The organism is Thioclava sp. PTB-PU3-1, from assembly GCF_055666785.1.
On sequence record NZ_JBVNVL010000002.1, the window covers coordinates 411555 to 429003 of the forward strand.

At 66.8% G+C, this 17449-nt stretch carries 14 protein-coding genes and 1 tRNA gene; 8 read left to right on the forward strand and 7 right to left on the reverse strand.

Going from position 1 to position 17449, the window contains the following annotated elements; all coding sequences use genetic code 11:
- On the reverse strand, positions 1-954 hold the full coding sequence (gene hemC / locus ACZ7GB_RS07475) for a hydroxymethylbilane synthase (protein ID WP_472158127.1): 954 nt from the start codon (positions 952-954) through the stop codon (positions 1-3).
- A gap of 98 nt (positions 955-1052) precedes the next feature.
- Here hemC and hemE point away from each other — a divergent pair, with 98 nt between their 5' ends.
- On the forward strand, positions 1053-2084 hold the full coding sequence (hemE, locus tag ACZ7GB_RS07480; RefSeq protein WP_472158128.1) for a uroporphyrinogen decarboxylase: 1032 nt from the start codon (positions 1053-1055) through the stop codon (positions 2082-2084).
- A 145-nt stretch (positions 2085-2229) separates the two neighbouring features.
- Here the strand turns inward: hemE and hemF are convergent, their stop codons facing one another.
- Positions 2230-3129 (reverse strand): oxygen-dependent coproporphyrinogen oxidase, encoded by a 900-nt coding sequence (gene hemF, locus ACZ7GB_RS07485; protein ID WP_472158129.1) that lies wholly within the window; start codon positions 3127-3129, stop codon positions 2230-2232.
- Between the two features lie 117 nt (positions 3130-3246).
- Here hemF and ACZ7GB_RS07490 point away from each other — a divergent pair, with 117 nt between their 5' ends.
- Positions 3247-3654 (forward strand): hypothetical protein, encoded by a 408-nt coding sequence (locus ACZ7GB_RS07490; protein WP_472158130.1) that lies wholly within the window; start codon positions 3247-3249, stop codon positions 3652-3654.
- 4 nt (positions 3655-3658) lie between these two features.
- Here ACZ7GB_RS07490 and ACZ7GB_RS07495 read toward each other — a convergent pair whose 3' ends face one another.
- On the reverse strand, positions 3659-4321 hold the full coding sequence (locus ACZ7GB_RS07495) for an arylesterase (protein ID WP_472158131.1): 663 nt from the start codon (positions 4319-4321) through the stop codon (positions 3659-3661).
- A 40-nt stretch (positions 4322-4361) separates the two neighbouring features.
- Here ACZ7GB_RS07495 and ACZ7GB_RS07500 point away from each other — a divergent pair, with 40 nt between their 5' ends.
- Complete coding sequence (locus ACZ7GB_RS07500; protein WP_472158132.1) at positions 4362-5060, forward strand: ABC transporter ATP-binding protein; 699 nt, start codon at positions 4362-4364, stop codon at positions 5058-5060.
- Entirely contained in the window at positions 5057-7564 is a 2508-nt protein-coding gene (locus ACZ7GB_RS07505; RefSeq protein WP_472158133.1) for an ABC transporter permease, read from the forward strand. Before ACZ7GB_RS07500 ends, ACZ7GB_RS07505 begins: the two co-directional genes overlap by 4 nt.
- Before the next feature lie 136 nt (positions 7565-7700).
- Here ACZ7GB_RS07505 and ACZ7GB_RS07510 read toward each other — a convergent pair whose 3' ends face one another.
- Together ACZ7GB_RS07510 and ACZ7GB_RS07515 are read right to left on the reverse strand one after the other, a co-directional pair.
- Positions 7701-8162 (reverse strand): lytic transglycosylase domain-containing protein, encoded by a 462-nt coding sequence (locus ACZ7GB_RS07510; RefSeq protein ID WP_078520387.1) that lies wholly within the window; start codon positions 8160-8162, stop codon positions 7701-7703.
- Positions 8163-8265: 103 nt separating this feature from the next.
- Entirely contained in the window at positions 8266-10494 is a 2229-nt protein-coding gene (locus ACZ7GB_RS07515; protein ID WP_472158134.1) for a heavy metal translocating P-type ATPase, read from the reverse strand.
- Positions 10495-10620: 126 nt separating this feature from the next.
- On the opposite strand from ACZ7GB_RS07515, the gene ACZ7GB_RS07520 reads away from it, so the two are divergent.
- From ACZ7GB_RS07520 to mnmH, 3 genes are all read left to right on the forward strand, one after another.
- A complete protein-coding gene (locus ACZ7GB_RS07520; protein ID WP_078520385.1) occupies positions 10621-10827 on the forward strand; it encodes a YgaP family membrane protein in 207 nt (68 codons plus the stop codon).
- A 144-nt stretch (positions 10828-10971) separates the two neighbouring features.
- On the forward strand, positions 10972-11556 hold the full coding sequence (locus ACZ7GB_RS07525; protein ID WP_078520384.1) for a L,D-transpeptidase: 585 nt from the start codon (positions 10972-10974) through the stop codon (positions 11554-11556).
- Positions 11556-12605: a tRNA 2-selenouridine(34) synthase MnmH gene (mnmH, locus tag ACZ7GB_RS07530; protein ID WP_347432040.1), complete on the forward strand. Its 1050-nt coding sequence runs from the start codon at positions 11556-11558 to the stop codon at positions 12603-12605. Before ACZ7GB_RS07525 ends, mnmH begins: the two co-directional genes overlap by 1 nt.
- A gap of 172 nt (positions 12606-12777) precedes the next feature.
- Here mnmH and selD read toward each other — a convergent pair whose 3' ends face one another.
- Positions 12778-14943: a selenide, water dikinase SelD gene (gene selD / locus ACZ7GB_RS07535; protein ID WP_472158135.1), complete on the reverse strand. Its 2166-nt coding sequence runs from the start codon at positions 14941-14943 to the stop codon at positions 12778-12780.
- A gap of 137 nt (positions 14944-15080) precedes the next feature.
- On the opposite strand from selD, the gene ACZ7GB_RS07540 reads away from it, so the two are divergent.
- A tRNA-Met gene (locus ACZ7GB_RS07540) sits at positions 15081-15157 on the forward strand.
- Between the two features lie 76 nt (positions 15158-15233).
- Here ACZ7GB_RS07540 and ACZ7GB_RS07545 read toward each other — a convergent pair.
- A complete protein-coding gene (locus ACZ7GB_RS07545) occupies positions 15234-17387 on the reverse strand; it encodes an OmpA family protein (RefSeq protein ID WP_472158136.1) in 2154 nt (717 codons plus the stop codon).
- Positions 17388-17449: the final 62 nt, after the last annotated feature.

The window sequence follows — 17449 nt, forward strand, 5'->3', positions numbered from 1 at the left end:
TCAGCGCCAGTCGAAGAACCCTTCGCCCGCCTGAGACAGCAGATCGCGCGCGAGGTGTTCGCCCATCGCGGCGCCCTCGTCGATATTGCCCCAGCGCTCGCCCGCGAGCGCCTCGGAGCCGTCGGGCCGTAGGATCTGACCGCGCAGCCAAAGCCGGTCGCCCTCGATCAGCGCAAGCCCCGCAATCGGCGTCTCGCAAGAGCCGTCCAGCGTCGCGAGGAAGGCACGTTCGGCCAGCAGGCGCTGCTCGGTCACCAGATCATGGATCGGAGCAAGAAGCGCCTCGGCGCGGGCATCGGCCATCCGGCGCTCGATCCCGATCGCGCCCTGCGCGACGGCCGGCAGCATCTCTTCGGGGTCGATGGGCCCGCGCGCCGAGTCCTCCATCCCCAGACGCCGCAGCCCCGCATAGGCGAGGAAGCTCGCCGCCGCGACACCGTCCGCCAGCTTCTTCAGCCGGGTCTGCACATTGCCGCGAAACTCGACAAGTTTCAGATCGGGGCGCACATGGGCAAGCTGCGCCCGGCGACGCAGGCTCGAGGTGCCGACCGTCGCCCCTTCGGGCAGGGCCATGATCGAGTCGAATTCCAGACTGACGAAGGCGTCGCGCACGTCTTCGCGCGGAAGGTAGCAATCGAGCACCAGCCCCTCGGGCTGCTCGGTCGGCATGTCCTTCATCGAATGCACGGCGATATCGATGCGGCCATCCACCATGGCCTCTTCGATTTCCTTCGTGAACAGGCCCTTGTTGCCGATCTCTTTGAGCGGCTTGTCCGCCGCGATCATCGCCCGGTCGTCGCCCGTGGTCTTGATCACCACGACTTCGAAAGCGTCTTCGGGCAGACCATGCGCGGCCATCAGCCGGTCTCGGGTTTCATAGGCCTGCGCCAGCGCCAGCGGCGAGCCGCGGGTGCCGATCTTGAGCGGGGATTTCGCATCGGGCATCTGTGTCATGGCCTTGGAATATCCGCGACAGATGGACCTTGCAAGAAGCCCTGCGCTTGACATGACGCCACAGGTCGCGTCGAAGGGGGCAAAGAGGAGGCGCGAGAATGACCGACAAGACGATCCTGCGAGCTTTGAAAGGCGAAGTGCTGCCGACCCCTCCGGTCTGGATGATGCGGCAGGCGGGGCGCTACCTGCCGGAATATCGCGCGACGCGGGCGAAAGCGGGCGACTTCCTGTCGCTGTGCTACAATCCCGAACTGGCCGCCGAGGTGACGCTGCAGCCGATCCGCCGCTTCGGCTTCGACGCGGCAATCCTGTTTGCCGACATTCTGCTGCTGCCGCAGGCTCTGGGCGCCGATCTGTGGTTCGTCACCGGCGAGGGTCCGCGCCTCTCGACCATCACCGGGGCAGAGGGTTTCGCCAAGCTCAAGACCAAGGACGACATCCACGAGACGCTCAACCCGGTCTACGAGACCGTATCGATCCTCTCGGAAGAACTGCCGAAAGAGACCACGCTGATCGGTTTCGCCGGCGCGCCTTGGACCGTCGCGACCTATATGATCGCGGGCCGCGGCACCAAGGATCAGGGCCCGGCCCATGCGCTGAAGGCCGAAGATCGCGAGACTTTCGTGAAGATCATCGACCTGCTGACCGTCTCGACCATCGAATACCTGTCGAAACAGGTCGAGGCCGGGGCCGAGGTCGTGAAGATCTTCGATAGCTGGGCGGGCTCGCTCAAGGGGCAGGATTTCGAGGATTTCGCCGTCGAACCAGCGCGCAAGATCGTCGCCGAGATGAAAGCGCGCTTCCCGGGCCTGCCGGTCATCGCCTTCCCGCGCGAGGCGGGCGAGGGCTATATCGGCTTCCACCAAAAGACCGGCGCCGATTGCGTCGCGCTCGACAATTCGATCACGCCGGAATGGGGCGCCGAACATGTTCAGGTGTCCGGCTGCGTGCAGGGTAACCTCGCGTCGTCGCATATGGTCACCGGCGGTCAGGCGCTGATCGACGAGACGCGCCACGTGGTGAAAGCTTTCAGCAAGGGCCCGCATATCTTCAACCTCGGCCACGGAATCACTCCCGATGCCGATCCGGAGAATGTGGCGCTGATGGTCGAAACGATCCGCAACGGCTGACGCGCGGTTCCGACCGAGCGCGCGCGTCCGAGTATGCGGGCGCGCACCCCTCCCTTCCTCTTGGCAAAAATATCCCGGGGTGAATGCGCGCAAGCGCAGAGGGGCAGCGCCCCTCCAACCTTGGCCCTATGCGCGCCTTATCCCCTCAATACCACTTCGCGACGGGCGGCAGGCTCATCAGAACCGCATCCGCGTTATGCCCGGTCTCGAGCCCGAACTTGGTGCCCCGGTCATAGACGAGGTTGTATTCCGCATAGAGCCCGCGATGGCGCAGCTGGGTCTCGCGATCCTCCTCGGACCAATCCTGCACCCGGCGCTTCTCGATCAGTGGCTGGAAGGCGGGCAGGAAGGCTGCGCCCACCGATTGTGTGAAGGCGAAATCATCCTCCCACTCGCCGGTGTTCAGATCGTCGTAGAAAATCCCGCCGACGCCGCGCGCCCGGCCGCGATGGGGGATGAAGAAATACTCGTCCGCCCAGGCTTTGAAGTGGTCGTAATAGGTCTTGTCATGGGCGTCGCAGGCGGCCTGCATCTCGGCGTGGAAATGCGCGGTGTCCTCGTCATACTCAAGACACGGATTGAGGTCCGCACCGCCGCCGAACCACCACGCCCCGGGCGTCCAGAACATGCGGGTGTTCATGTGTACGGCAGGGCAATGCGGGTTCTGCATATGTGCGACGAGGCTGATCCCGGAGGCCCAGAAGCGCGGGTCGTCCTCCATCCCGGGTACGCCGCGTGCGGCCATCGCCTTTTGCGCGCGGGGCGCCAGTTCGCCCCAGACGGTGGAGATGTTCACGCCGACCTTCTCGAAGACGCGTCCGCCGCGCATCACGCTCATCTTGCCGCCGCCATGGTCCTCGCCGTTCGGCCCCTTGCGCTCGGTGGGCGTCACCTCGAAACGGCCCGGCGCCTGATCGGCAAGCGGGCCTTGCGCATGGCTGTCTTCCAGCCCCTCGAACGCCGCCACGATCCGGTCGCGCAGGTCGGAAAACCACTGGCTCGCGCGGGCCTTGCGGGCGTCGAAATCCTCAACCGTGTCAGTCATGCGTAGGGCCTCCCAAATCTTTGGCGTGATCCTTATCAGGCGCCGAGGGATGCGGGAAGGGCGCGATTGATCGCGGGCGCGCCCGGGCGTAGGCTCGACTCATCAAGGAGATAGTCCATGCGCCACGCCCTCATGCTGATCCCGCTCGTCCTGCTCGCCGCCTGCGGCACGCCGCAGGAACGCTGCATCCGCCAATCCACGACCGAATTGCGGCGCGTCACCACTCTGGTGAGCGAGGTGCAGGGCAACATCGCGCGGGGCTACGCGTGGCAGAGCTACGAGACGACGTCGAGCCGCTGGGAAATCTGCGGCTACGACACGATCACCAAGGGCGACAAGGTGATCCAGAAGCCGCGCATGTGCCTCGAGGATTACACCGTGACGCGCCAGCGCCCGATCCCGATCGATCCGGTCATCGAGAAGCGCAAACTGGAAGCGCTGCTGAAGCGGCAGGCGGAGCTGTCGAAGGCCGCCGAGGCGCAGATCGCGGCCTGCAAGGCGGCCTATCCCGAAGAGGAGAGCTGAGCGCTCAGCTCCCCTGTTTCACCTTCGCCAGAAGCTCCAGAACCTTCGGCCCCAGAGCAGAGACCACCTTCTTCACCCCTTCGGGCGAGGGGTGGATATTGTCGGGCTGCATCAGGTCGGTCTTGGCGCGCTCCTCGATCGGGGTCTCCGTGATCGGAGCGAGCAGGTTGGGCACCAGAACGGCATCGTATTTCTCCGCCAGATCGGGATAGATCGCGTCGAAATCCTGCTGGTATTTCGGCCCGAAATTCCCCGGCGCGGGCAGCCCCGCCAGCAATGCCGGAATGCCCTTCGCCTGCAGTTTCGCCAGAATCCCGTCGAGGTTCGCCCGCGCCTGTTCGGGCGGCAGCCCGCGCAGCAGGTCATTGCCGCCCAAGGCCACGATCACCGCGTCGGGCTGGGGCGTCAGAAGCCAGTCGATCCGCGACAGCCCGCCTGCCGTGGTGTCGCCCGAGACGCCCCCATTGATCACCTTCACATCCTGCCCATGACCCTGCAGCCAGCCCTGCAGCTGCGGCACCAGCCCGTCCGCCGGATTATCGAGCCCATAGCCTTGGGTCAGCGAGTCCCCCAATGCGAGGATCGACACCTCCGCCATCGCGGGCCCGGCCCCCAGAGCCAGCCCTGCGGCGATAAAACCCGCAGCGATCCGCTTGCGTATCCCCATCCGCGGCCCATATCCCTTTGAAGCAAAAGAAAGACGGCGCATGAGTGACACGATCCTTGAGTTGAAAGACGCGCGGCTTGCGCTCGATGGCAATACCGGGCCGGTCGAGATCCTCAACGGGATCGACCTGAGCATCGCGAAAGGGGAAAGCGTCGGGCTTACGGGGCCGTCTGGATCGGGCAAATCGTCGCTCCTCATGCTGATGGGCGGGCTCGAACGCGCCACCTCCGGGTCTGTCACCGCTTTGGGCCATGATCTCTCGAAGCTGTCCGAGGATGCACTGGCGCGGTTTCGTCGGGGTAATATGGGGGTGGTTTTCCAAAGCTTCCACCTCATCCCGACGATGACGGCGCTGGAAAACGTCGCGATGCCGCTGGAAATCGCAGGCGTGGAGCGCCCGTTCGAGCGCGCCGCGGCAGAGCTGGACGCCGTCGGGCTGGCGCACAGGCTCGACCATTATCCAAGCCAGATGTCGGGTGGCGAGCAGCAGCGCGTGGCACTCGCCCGCGCGGTCGCGCCCCGGCCTGCGATCCTCTTGGCGGATGAACCCACCGGCAATCTCGACAGCGCCACGGGCGAGACGATCATCGAGCTGCTCTTCGGCCTTCAGGAAAAGCACGGCGCGACGCTGGTTCTCGTGACCCACGCACCGGAACTGGCCGCGCGCTGCGACCGCATCGTGGAGCTGCGCGACGGCGAAGTCGTGGGCGATCACATCGCAACGGGCGCGCCCGCATGAGCCTCGCGCTCTCCATCGCCCGGCGCGAGCTGCGCGGCGGCATTCGCGGCTTCTGGGTGATGCTGCTCTGCCTGATGCTGGGCGTGGCGGCGATCGCCTCGGTCGGTCTGGTGCGCTCGGCCATCGAGCGCGCGCTGTCGGATCAGGGCGCAGTGCTCTTGGGCGGCGACGCGCAATACGAATTCACCTATCGCCGCGCCAAGCCCGAGGAACTGCAATGGATCGCCGACCGCGCCACGGCGGTCTCCGAGGTGATCGATTTTCGCTCGATGCTGTCGACCGGCACCGATCCCGCCGACCGCGCGCTGACGCAGGTGAAGGCAGTGGACGGGGCCTATCCGCTGACCGGCAAGCTGCAGCTTGATCCGCCCGTTGCGCCGGACGCTTTGACGGGGCAGGGCGGCGTGCCGGGGATTTTCCTCGATCCGATCCTCGCCGACCGTCTGGGCCTGAGCCCCGGTGACAAGGTGCAGCTAGGCGGGCAGGATTTCGTGATGATGGCGCGGATCGTGCGGGAGCCGGATTCGACGGGCACGGGGATGGGTCTCGGTCCGCATTCCATCGTCTCGCTGTCGGCCATCGAGAAGACGCCGCTCCTCTCGCCTGGGTCGCTTTTCGAGACGGAATACCGCGCGACACTGCCACCCGATACTGACCTCGCCACCCTGAAACAGCAGGCCGAGACCCGGTTCGACGGGGCTGGCATGCGCTGGTCCGACCGCCGCCGCGCCGCGCCGGGGGCGGAGCGTTTCGTGCAACGGCTGGGCTCTTTTCTCGTGCTGGTCGGGCTGGCAGGGCTGGCCGTGGGCGGGGTCGGCATCTCCGCCACCGTCGCCGCATGGATCGAACGCAAGGCCCCCACCATTGCCACCCTGCGCGCGCTTGGTGCCACCGGCAGTACGATCCGCGCGGCGTTTCTGCTGCAGCTCGCAGCTCTCGGCCTCGCGGGCATTCTCGCGGGGCTCGTCCTTGGCGCCGGTCTCGTCCTCGGCGCATCCGGCCTGATCGAACGCGCGCTGCCGCTGCCGGTCGAGATCGGGCTCGATCCCGGCCCGCTGGGCGAGGCCGCGCTTTACGGTGCCTTGGTCGCGATGCTGTTTGCCCTCTGGCCGCTCTCGCGCATGTCGAAGATGCGCGCGGCGACGCTTTACCGCGACACCGGCGCAGGCCGCCGCCTGCCGGGCTGGCCCACGCTTGTGCTGACCGTCGCGCTTCTGACGGTCATTGTCTCCGTCTCGGCGTGGTTCTCGGGCCTCTGGACACTGACGCTGGCGAGCCTCGGCGGCATCGCCGTGGCGCTTTTGATCCTGACGCTCGCGGCGAGTCTGATCCGCTGGCTGGCGCGCCGCGCCCAGCATAGCGCCCGTGGCCGCCCCGTGCTGCGCGCAGCCCTTGCCGCGATTGGCGGGCCGCGTTCCGAAGCGCGCTCGGTCATCCTGTCGCTGGGCCTCGGCCTCTCGGTTCTGGCGGCCGTGGGGCAGGTCGATAGCGGTTTGCGCGGGGCCATCGACCGCGATTTGCCGAAGGTCGCACCCGCCTATTTCGTGATCGATATCCAGCCCGACCAGATCCAGCCCTTCACCGATCTGCTGGCGGATATGCCCGAAGTCACCAAGGTCGAAAGCGTGCCGATGCTGCGCGGCGTGATCACTAAGATCAACGGCGAGGATGCGCGCAAGACGCATGGCGAGCATTGGGTGCTGCGCGGCGATCGCGGCGTGACCTATGCCGAGACCCCGCGCGAAAAGATCACTGCGGGCGAGTGGTGGCCGAAGGATTATAGCGGCCCGCCGCTGGCCAGCTTCTCGGCCAAGGAGGCGCAGGAGATCGGCCTGAAGCTCGGCGATACGATCACGGTGAACATCCTCGGGCGGGACATCACCGCGAAGGTGATTTCGTTCCGCGACGTGGATTTCTCGACCGGCGGGATCGGTTTCGTCCTGACCCTCGATCCGGCGGCACTGCGCGGCGCGCCCCATACATGGCTCGCCACGATCTACGCGCCGCCAAGCGCCGAGGCGCAGGTGATGCGCGATCTCGCGGAGCGTTTCCCCAATATCACTGCGATCCGCGTGCGCGACGCCCTGCAGCGCGTGACCGATGCGCTCTCGGCCATCGCACGGGCGACCTCGCTGGCGGCGGGTGTGACGCTGCTCACCGGTTTCGTCGTGCTGATTGGTGCGGCAGCGGCAGGCGAGCGTGAACGTGCCTGGGAGGCGGCGATGCTCAAGACACTCGGCGCCACGCGCGGAGCGATCCTTGCGAGCTTCGCGCTGCGCTCGGCACTGATGGGCGCGGCTGCGGGTCTGGTTGCGATCCTCTTCGGTGGGCTCGCGGGCTGGGCCGTGGTCGATCTGGTGATGGGGGCGGAGTTCCATTTCGCCCCGATCCCCGCGCTCCTGATCGTCGCGGGCGGCGTGATTGCGACGCTGCTGGCTGGTCTGGTCTTCGCACTGCGCCCGCTTGCGGCCCGGCCTGCCGGGGTGTTGCGCGCGCCTGAGTGAGGGCGGCGTTGCCTGCAAAGGTTGGTTGCCTCCGGCGGGGATATTTCGGCCAAGAGGAAGGTAAGGCGCTTTGCTTCGCCTTGGTTCAAATATCCCCCGCGGAGCGTCCTTCGTTCGAGGATGCGCAGGGCGCGGGTCAGCGCAGCCCGGTTTCCCGGAGCAAGCCGCGCCGTTTCGCCTCGTAATAATAGCCGCGCGAATACCATTTCACCGCGCGATCTTCCGAGCCGTCCGAGACCAACCACGCGCCGCGCAGGTATTTTACCGCGTATTTCAGGTTGGTGTCGGGGTCGAGCAGGTCATGCGGCTTGCCGCGAAACCCCATGCCGCGGGCGGTTTGCGGCAGGATCTGCATCAGCCCGTAATAGGGACCGTTGCGAGCATCGGCGCGGTAGCGGCTCTCGCGCTGGACCACGCGGTGGGTGAGGCTGCGCGGCACCCCGTAATGGTCGGAATAGCGGTTGATCAGGGCGCGGATTTCCGGTGTCTCGTTGCGATGGAGCGGCAGTGCGTAGACCGGTTTCGCCATCGGACGCGGCGAGCCGCCACAGGCCGCGAGGGCGCCGAGCGAGAGCAGAAAGAGGCGACGAGTCAGCATGCGGACGCTCCGGGTGGTGGGTCGTCGCAGCTAAACGTGCTCCTTGCCGCTTGGGAAGGGCGGAGTTCCAGCCTCGGCGCGCTCTCGCCGATGCCCGCCCGGCTCAGCGCAAGGCGCGGCGCAGGCGCAGTGCGTTGGTGACCACGAAGACCGAGGAGAACGCCATCGCGCCCGCCGCCAGCATCGGGGATAGGCCGGGTCCGCCGAAGGGCACGAGGATGCCCATCGCGACCGGGATCAGCGCGACGTTATAGGCAAAGGCCCAGAACAGGTTCTGCCGGATGTTGCGCATCACCGCGCGCGACAGTTCCAGCGCCATCGCGACGCCGTTCGGGTCGCCGCGCATCAGTACGACCTCGGCGGCCTCGATGGCGACATCGGTGCCGGTGCCGATCGCGAGCCCCACATCGGCAGCCGCGAGCGCAGGCGCGTCATTGATGCCGTCGCCCACGAAGGCGACCGGGCCGATCTGGCGCAGGCTTTCGACCGCGTCGCGTTTGCCGTCGGGCAATACTTCGGCCTCGATCCGGTCGATGCCGAGATCGTGGCCGACCGCTTGCGCAGTGGCGCGCGTGTCGCCGGTGACCATCGCCACCTGTTTGCCCGCCTTGTGCAGGGCGTCGACCGCTTCGCGCGCCTCTGCCTTGATCGGATCCGACAGCGCCATCAGCGCGACGGGGCGATCGTCGAGCGACATCCAGACCGGGGTTCGGCCTTTCGCGGCTAGCCCCTTCGCGCGTTCGGCGAAGGGGGTGATATCGGCCCCAGCTTCTTCCATCGCACCGGCATTGCCGATCCAGAGCTTGGCGCCTTCGGCTTGCGCGCGCAGCCCCTTGCCGGACAACGCCTTGACGCGTTTGACAGGCGCGTGGGGAATGCCGCGCGTCTCGGCCTCGGCGAGGATCGCACGGGCCAGCGGGTGTTCCGAGCGCGCCTCGGCGCCAGCGGCCAGCGCGAGGATTTCCGTCTCGGGCAGATCGGCGAGCGGTTCGAGATCGGTGAGGGCAGGGTGGCCTTCGGTCAGCGTGCCGGTCTTGTCGAAGCCCACGACTGCGACTTCCGAGAGCCGTTGCAGCGCGTCGCCACGGCGGAACAGCAGGCCCAGTTCGGCGCCGCGCCCGGTGCCCACGAGGATCGAGACGGGCGTCGCCAGACCCATCGCGCAGGGGCAGGCGATGATCATCACCGAGATCGCCGCGACGAAGGCATGCGAAAAGCCCATGCCCGCGATCATCCAGATCGCGAAGGTCAGGAGCGACAGCGCCATGACTACGGGCACGAAGACGCGGGTGACCTTGTCGACCAGCGCCTGCACCGGCAGTTTTGCGCCCTGCGCGGCTTCGACCATCGCGATGATCCGCGACAGGACGGTGTCGCCGCCGGTCGCGGTGACGCGGTAGCTGAGTGCGGATTCGCCATTCACGGTGCCGCCGGTGATCGGATCGCCTTCGGTTTTTGCGACGGGGACCGGCTCGCCGGTCAGCATGCTCTCGTCGATATGGCCGGCGCCCTCGGCGATCACCCCATCGAGGGCTACGCGCTCGCCGGGGGCGAGCAGAAGGATGTCGCCGGGCACGAGTTCCTCGATCGGACGTTCCTCGACACCATTTTCGGTCTGCACGCGCGCAGTTTTGGGCTGCAGACCGATCAGCCGCGAGATCGCCTCGCCTGCGCGGCCCTTGGCGCGCGCCTCAAGCCAGCGACCCAGCAGGATCAGCGTGACGATGGTCGCCGCCGCCTCGAAATAGACGCCGCGCGCGCTCTCGGGCAGAAGGCCGGGCGCAAGTGTGACGAGGGCGGAATAGACGAACGCGGCGAGCGAGCCCATCGCGACGAGCGAATTCATCTCGGGCGAGCCGCGCAGCAGGGCCGGGACGCCGATGCGCAGAAAGACGCGGCCGGGGAACGCCAGCACCAGCGCGGTGAGGATCATCTGCACCCACCAGCTTGCTTCGATCCCGATCGTATTGGCGATCAGGTGATGCATGCCGGGGATCATATGCGCGCCCATCGCGAGCACGAAGACCGGTGCGGTCAGCGCGAGCGCGGTCAGGAACTGACGCTTGAGCTGGCGCGCCTCCTGCATCTGGCGCTCGGCTGCGCTGGGGCCGTTGGCCATCTCTTCTTTCAGACGGCCCGGATAGCCCGCCTGATCGAGGGCCGTTTTGAGGCTTTCGAGATCGGCAGGCCCGTCGAACTCGACATGGGCACTGCGCGCCATCAGGTTGGCCGAAGCGCTTTGCACGCCGGGTTGTGCCATGAGTGCGCGTTCGACCCGTCCGGTGCAGGCCCCGCAATGCATGGCGTCGATGATAAAAGTGGCTTCGCTCATAGGGCGTTATCTGATCCTGCACGGGGCTGCGGTCAAGCGTCGCGCGACATATGCAAGCAATTGAATTTGTCGTGAGGAACTGTTATATCTTCTGACAACGTAACCTTTTTCGTGGAGTGCCCTCGAATGAACCTCGACCGTGCGATTTTTGCCTTTGCTGGCGTGATGATCCTGATCTCGCTGCTGCTGGCCGTTTATGTCTCGATGTACTGGCTGTGGTTCACCGCCTTCATCGGCGCGAACCTGCTGCAATCGGCGTTCACCGGCTTCTGCCCGGCTGCGATGATCTTCGGCAAGTTCGGCATCAAATCGGGCTGCGCTTTCGGTAAGTAATCGACAAAGCGGCAACGATTGGCGCTGGCCTTTTTCTGACCCGAGACCAAATTCTTGAGAGGGTGGGGCGGCTTTGCTAGCCTCACCCTTGGTTTGTCGAACGCTTTGCCGGGAGACGCCGCAGGATTTTGCAGGAGTTTGATAATGGATCGCCGCGCTTTTCTTCTCTCGCTGGCCGCCTTGCCCTTCGCAAGCCTGCCCGCCTTTGCCGCAACCGAACCCGCGCAAAGCGTCGAGACCGGGCCAGCCAAGCGCTGGCCGATCGGGTCGCAATATTATCCGACGAAAGTGGCGGTGAAGCCCGATCTGCCGGTGGGCTCGATCATCATCGTCTCGGATAAGTTCTTCCTTTATCACATCACCGCGCCGGGCGTGGCGATGCGTTACGGCGTGGCCGTGGGCAAGGATGAGCTGAAGTTCCGCGGCACCGCGACGGTGGCGCGCAAGGTCAAATGGCCGAGCTGGACGCCCACCCGCGAGATGATCGAACGCAATCCGGCCTACAAGAAATACGAGGACGGCATGAAGGGCGGGCCGCAGAACCCGCTCGGCGCGCGGGCGATGTATCTGTATCAGAACGGGCGTGACACGGCGATCCGCATCCACGGCACGACCGAACCGGGTTCGATCGGGCACGCGGTCTCGAACGGCTGCATCCGGATGGTGAACGATCACGTCATCGATCTGTTCAACAGCGTTCCCGTCGGCACGCAGGTCACTGTCTACTGATGAAACTTACCTCGATTGCCGAGGTCGCCGCGCTCGATTTCGACACGATCATCGATGTGCGCTCACCTTCGGAATTCGCCGAGGATCATATCCCCGGCGCCATCAATCTGCCCGTGCTCGACGATGAGGAGCGCGCCCGCGTCGGCACGATCTACAAGCAGGTCGCGCCCTTTGACGCCCGCAAGATCGGCGCGGCGCTGGTGGCGCAGAATGCAGCCAAACATTTGCAGGGCCCTCTGTCCGACAAGGAGGGTGGCTGGCGGCCGCTGGTCTATTGCTGGCGCGGCGGGCAGCGTTCGGGGTCGTTCGCGACGATCCTGAAGCAGGTCGGCTGGCGCGTGGAGCTGGTCGAGGGCGGCTACAAGGCCTTCCGGTCGCTGGTGGTGGAGGCCGGGCTTGCCGAGATGCCCTGTCCCGTTGTCGTTCTCGACGGCAACACCGGCACCGCGAAGACTGACATCCTGAAAGCCGCGCGGGCGCAGGGTGCGCAGGTCATCGATCTGGAGGGGCTCGCCAATCATCGCGGCTCGCTCTTCGGGGCGATGGAGGGTGGCCAGTCGAGCCAGAAGGATTTCGAGTCGCGGCTGATCATGGAGATCGCGGCGCTCGATCCGGCGCGGCCGGTGCTGCTGGAGGCGGAAAGCTCGAAGATCGGCGATCTGCAACTGCCTGCCGGGATCTGGGCCGCGATCAAGGACGCGCCGCGCCTGCGAGTGCGTGCGCCGCTGTCGGAGCGGGCGCAGTATCTGGCGCGGGCCTATGCGGATATCACGGCGGATGCCGATCGGCTGCTGGCGGTGCTCGATCAGCTGCGGCCCTTCCAACCCGCCGAGCGGATCGCAGCGTGGCAGGCACAGGCCACGGCGGGGGAATATGCGGCGCTGGCGGGCGAGCTGATGCGCGACCATTACGATCCGCGCTATGAGAAGCACCGCGCGCGCCATGTGGAACATGAGCGGGTGATCGAGGCGGAAAGCCTCGCGCCGGAGGCGATCGAAGGCCTGGCAGCGCAGGTGGTGAAAGAGGCGCAGGAGATGGCGGAGCGCTGAGGCCGTGAGGCCTCGGCGCGGGCGACCAGCCCGGGCCGCGCCCGACCCTCCCCCCGGGAGGGCGCATTGGCGATGTCATCGCGAGTAGGAATGTCGTCCGGACTTGCGTGATAAAGCGCCAAGCCACCGACCGGTCAAAGCGCCCACCCAAGGCTCGGGCGCGACCCTTTTCTCACCGCACCCGCAGGAACGCCGGACCCTCCGCAATCACCCCGATCTGCGCGGCGCGGTAGCCTGCCGCTTCCAGCTTTGCCAGAACTTCCGTCGCCTGCGCTGCGGGCACGCTCGCCAGCAACCCGCCCGAGGTCTGCGGATCGTGCAGCAGCTCCGTGCGTGGCCCCGGCGGCGCGGTCATCCGGCCTGCGCAATTGGCTATGTTTTGCGGCAAGAGCGTCGAGTGCTCGCCTGCCTCGGCCAAAGCCTCGGCCCCGTCGAGCAACGGGATCGCGGCAAGGTCGAGCTCTGCCGAGACCCCTGATGCCTCGCACAGCCCCAGCAAATGCCCCGCGAGGCCAAAACCCGTCACATCCGTCATGGCAGAGGCCACGGGCGCGAGGATCGCGGAGGCCTCGGCAGAGCTGCGACCCATGCTCTCCAGCGCGCCTGCGACCACCTCGCCCGGCGCGTGTTTCGCCATCTCGGCGGCGAGGATCACGCCCGTTCCAAGCGGCTTCGTCAGGATCAGCACCTCGCCGGGTTTCGCGCCGTCTTGACCCAAAGGCCGCTCGGCCAGCCCGGTCACGGTGAAGCCCAGTGTCAGCTCCGCGCCCATCGAGGTATGGCCGCCGACGAGATCGCAGCCCGCGTCGCGGAAAGCCTCGGACGCCGCGCTAAGCATTTCGCGCAGAGCCCGTGCGCCCAATTCCTCGGATTGGCGGGGCAGGGTGACCTGCGCCAAGGCCGCCTGCGGGGCCGCGCCCATCGCCCAGGCGTCGCTCATCGCATGCAGCGCCACGATCCGGCCCAGCAGCCACGGGTCTTCGGTGAAGGCGCGGACGTGATCTGTGGTGAAGACTTGCGTCTGCGCGCCGCAAGACAGTACGGCGGCGTCGTCGCCCGGACCGCTCAGCACATCGGCGCGCGCGGGAGCAGGCAGATCGGACAGCGCCTCGCGCAGCGCCTGACCGCCCAGCTTCGCGCCGCAGCCGCCGCACATCGGCTTGCTGCCCAGCACCTCCGCGATCCCCTGCGCGTGCTCGCGGGGCAGGGGCGGCGTCGGCATCGCGGGCAGATCGTGGACCTTCGCCATGAACTTGCGGTCGATATGGTCCTTCCAGCGCCACAGCCATGCACCGTTCAGCGGCAGGCCCCATTTGTCGGCCACCGCCTGCTTGCCGCCCGTGGAGATCAGCTTCAGATAATCGCGCTGCGGCTGATAGGTCTTCATCACCCCGCCTGACGCCGCCGCACGCAGGTTGGCGAAAAGGGGCTTCGCTTCGCGCACCGCATAGACGCCCGCCTTGGCGCGCGGCGCGTGGCTGAGATGTGCGATGTCGCCTGCGGCAAAGATCGCGGGGTCGGAGCTTTGCAGCGTCGGGCCGACCGTGACGAAGCCGTCGGTCAGATCGAGCCCGGTCTCGGGCAGCCAGTCAGCGGGTTTCGTAGCCCCCGTGCCGATGATGAAATTGGCCTCCGCCGTGCGGCCGCCTTCCAGCAGGAGCTGCCCTTTTCCCGCGCCGATCAGCGCCGCGTCGGTCTCGATGGTCACGCCAAGCCGCGCGCAGTGCGCCAGCATCGCGTTCCGAGCGCCGGTGCCAAGCGCGCGCAGCGCCTCGGGGGCTGCCTCATAGACCGTGACCTGCGCTTGCGGCAGACGGTGGGCGCAGGCCATCGCGAGCTCCACCCCTGCCACGCCGCCGCCGACCACGGCGATCTTCGGCGACTCGGGCGGATTGGCGGCGAAAGCGTCCCAGGCATCGGCGAAAGCGTCGAGCGGCTTCGCGGGCACGACGTGGTCGAGAAAGCCCGGAAGTTGCGGCATCTCGGCGGTGATCCCGATATCGATCGAGGCCACGTCATAGGCGATCGGCGCGCGCCCCGGCACGTCGATCAGCCGCCGCGCCCGGCCGAGCCCCGTGGCGCGCCCCAGAACCAGCCGCGCGCCCGCATGCCGCGCGAGCTTCACCAGATCGAGCTGCAGCTCGTCGCGCGTGTAATGCCCCGCGACATGGCCCGGCAGCATTCCCGAATAGGCCGCGGAGGGGGTTGGGTTGATCACGGTCAGCCGCACACCCGGCAATGGGTTCATCCCCCACATCCGCAGCACCAACGCATGGGTATGACCGCCCCCGATCAGAACGATATCGCGTGTCAGGGGCAGGGCAGGGGCGGCGTGCATGGTCTCTCCTTTTCCCCTCATGCCTAGCCTTTGCGCGCGGCTTCGCCAATTCCCAATATGCCGCAGCGAAATGGGGGCAAATTTCCCGCAAAACGTCCTTGACTGGACGATCCGCTTTGCCTAGTTAGCCCCCCAGTGGCTAGGTAGCTCAGCTGGTTAGAGCACACGACTCATAATCGTGGGGTCGGGGGTTCAAGTCCCCCCCTCGCCACCACTCCTCCCCCTCTTTCGGGAGAGATGCGAAAAGGGCGCCCCGCAGGGCGCCCTTTGCTTTTGTCTCTGGCTCAGCCTCAGTTCGAGGCGGTACGCAGAAGATCGGTGATCCGGCGCACGACGGCGCGGCGGTTGGCTTCCGAGGCGCCTTCGGTCTGCACCTTCAGGTCCTGCTCGCCATAGCCCTGCACCACGAGGTTCTCGGCCGGCACGTCGAAATACTCGCTCAGAGCCAGCGCAACCGATTCCGCGCGACGGTCCGACAGCGCGAGGTTGTAGGCGGCGCTGCCGACCGCGTCGGTATGGCCTTCCACGAGGAACAGCTCGCGCGGGTTCTCGTCGATGCGCTGCTGGATCGCCTGACCCAGAGCCGAGAGGGCCTGCGCCTGATCGGGCTGGATCGCGGAGGAACCGGTCTCGAAGTTGATGTTCTCGACCGAGATCGCCGGGGCGAGATCGCGAACCGGGGTGATGTTGCGCACCTGCGAGAGCGTGAAGGTACGGTCGATGCCGCTCTGACGGGTCAGCGCATCGCGCAGAGCCTGCTCGTTGCTGGACGAAACCGTCGCGACGGGCTTGGGCTTGGGAAGCGCCGAGACGTCGACCGGATCGGCGCCGCGCGCGTCGTCGACCAGCAGGTACTGCGTGCCGTCGGGCTGGACCAGCGTCCGCTTCAGGATCTGGCGCTGAGCGTCATAGACGGTGACGATCTGGCTGCCATCGGGCTTGGTCACGATCGTGCGCGACGAGCCGTCGGCATAGTCCTGCGTGCGGATTTTCGAGCCGGGCTGACGCAGCAGCGCGTTGTCGTCCTTAACCAGCTGGTAGGAGCCGTCGGGCTGTTGCACCACGACGCGGTCGCCCGAATTCACGGCCACTTTCGAACCGTTGTTCAGGATCGCACCCACGGCGAGCGCACCGAGACCCGAGAGGGCTGCGGTTTCCAGCGTGCTCAGGCGGTCTTTCTTTTTCTTCTTCGACGAGTCGGTCTGCGCGGTGGCCTGCGCCTGAGCGTCGGGCTTGGCGTCGACCGAGGTCGCGAAGTCTTCGGATGCGCTGCGCGCGGTGTCCTCGGTCACCGTCTCTTCGGTGGCATTGGCGGTATCGGCGCTGTCGGTCGGCGCGTTGAGCGCCTCGTTCTGCACGGCTTCCCCTTCGATCGCGGCTTTCGTATCGGTCAGCGCGTTCTCCAAGAGCTTCGTCGCCTTGGTGGCCGCGGTGTCTTGCGTGTCCGCCTGCTGATCGGTTTCGGCATTGGCGGTCGTGTCCGCGCTGGCCGAGCCGTCTGCCGTCGCGTCGGCATTGGCGGCCTCGTCCGGCTGGATCACCTTCGGCTCGACTTCCGCGCCGGACCCGCCGTTGCCTTCCTGCACGACCTGCGTGTTGGAAGTGGTGTCCGTCGAGGTCTCGCCTGCAGGTTTCGCCTCGGGCTCTGCCGTCGCGGTGCTGTCCGCCTGGGCCTCCGAGTTCTCCATCGCGTTTTCGGTGGTGTCGGTCACCGGGGCAGGGGCGTCCTGCGAGGTGGTGTCGGGGCTGAGCGTGTTCGTCGCCTCGGCGTCCGTCTGGCCGTCGGCAGCGGTGGTGGCATCGGTCGAGCCATCAGCCGTTGCGGTGGTCGAGCCATCGGTTTCAGCCGTAGCGGAGCCATCGGTTTCTGCGGTGGTCTCTGCGGTCGTATCCGCCGAGGTCGAGCCATCGGTGTTCGCGGTGGCCGAGCCATCCGTCTCGGCCGGTGCCGCAGCATCGGGCTGTGCGTCGGTCGAAGCGGCTGCATCGGTATTGGCATCCGTCGTCGCAGCGGCCGCCGCGTCGGCGTTGGTATCGGTGCCCGTGGTCTCGGATTGAGTGGTCACATCCGCGCCGCCTTCGACTGCGGCTTTCGCGCTGGCGTCGGGGGTGTCACCGCTCGCAGCCGGGTCCTGATCGGCGGGCGGGGCAGCGCCTTCGATCGCGGCTTTTGCGGCCTGATCGGCTTCGCTGTCGCTCATCGGCGCGTCGGCATTCGCCGGATCGGTGCCTGCCGCAGCTTCGGCGGAGCCATCGGCATTTGCCGCGTCGGCCTCGCAATCGGCTTTCGCCTTATCCATCGGGGTGCCATCGGCGACCGCCTTCGCGATGCATTCAGCGGCGGCGGTATTGCTATCCTGGGCAAGCGCACTGAACGGCAGGATCGCCGGGCTCAGCGCGGCAAGGCCGGCAACGAGCGCAGTGGTCGTCTTCAACGTCTTCATGTCGTCTCCCTTTCATGCGGCATCTGGCCGCGTATCGGGGGTCCAAACGTTTCACAGACCTG

Excerpts from the sequence above, each read along its gene's own strand:
- selD (WP_472158135.1), bottom strand. The coding sequence starts at position 14,943 with ATGCACGCCGCCCCTGCCCTGCCCCTGACACGCGATATCGTTCTGATC.
- ACZ7GB_RS07545 (WP_472158136.1), bottom strand. The coding sequence starts at position 17,387 with ATGAAGACGTTGAAGACGACCACTGCGCTCGTTGCCGGCCTTGCCGCG.
- ACZ7GB_RS07520 (WP_078520385.1), top strand. The coding sequence starts at position 10,621 with ATGAACCTCGACCGTGCGATTTTTGCCTTTGCTGGCGTGATGATCCTG.
- ACZ7GB_RS07500 (WP_472158132.1), top strand. The coding sequence starts at position 4,362 with ATGAGTGACACGATCCTTGAGTTGAAAGACGCGCGGCTTGCGCTCGAT.
- ACZ7GB_RS07495 (WP_472158131.1), bottom strand. The coding sequence starts at position 4,321 with ATGGGGATACGCAAGCGGATCGCTGCGGGTTTTATCGCCGCAGGGCTG.
- hemE (WP_472158128.1), top strand. The coding sequence starts at position 1,053 with ATGACCGACAAGACGATCCTGCGAGCTTTGAAAGGCGAAGTGCTGCCG.
- ACZ7GB_RS07515 (WP_472158134.1), bottom strand. The coding sequence starts at position 10,494 with ATGAGCGAAGCCACTTTTATCATCGACGCCATGCATTGCGGGGCCTGC.
- mnmH (WP_347432040.1), top strand. The coding sequence starts at position 11,556 with ATGAAACTTACCTCGATTGCCGAGGTCGCCGCGCTCGATTTCGACACG.
- ACZ7GB_RS07505 (WP_472158133.1), top strand. The coding sequence starts at position 5,057 with ATGAGCCTCGCGCTCTCCATCGCCCGGCGCGAGCTGCGCGGCGGCATT.
- hemC (WP_472158127.1), bottom strand. The coding sequence starts at position 954 with ATGACACAGATGCCCGATGCGAAATCCCCGCTCAAGATCGGCACCCGC.
- ACZ7GB_RS07490 (WP_472158130.1), top strand. The coding sequence starts at position 3,247 with ATGCGCCACGCCCTCATGCTGATCCCGCTCGTCCTGCTCGCCGCCTGC.
- ACZ7GB_RS07510 (WP_078520387.1), bottom strand. The coding sequence starts at position 8,162 with ATGCTGACTCGTCGCCTCTTTCTGCTCTCGCTCGGCGCCCTCGCGGCC.
- ACZ7GB_RS07525 (WP_078520384.1), top strand. The coding sequence starts at position 10,972 with ATGGATCGCCGCGCTTTTCTTCTCTCGCTGGCCGCCTTGCCCTTCGCA.
- hemF (WP_472158129.1), bottom strand. The coding sequence starts at position 3,129 with ATGACTGACACGGTTGAGGATTTCGACGCCCGCAAGGCCCGCGCGAGC.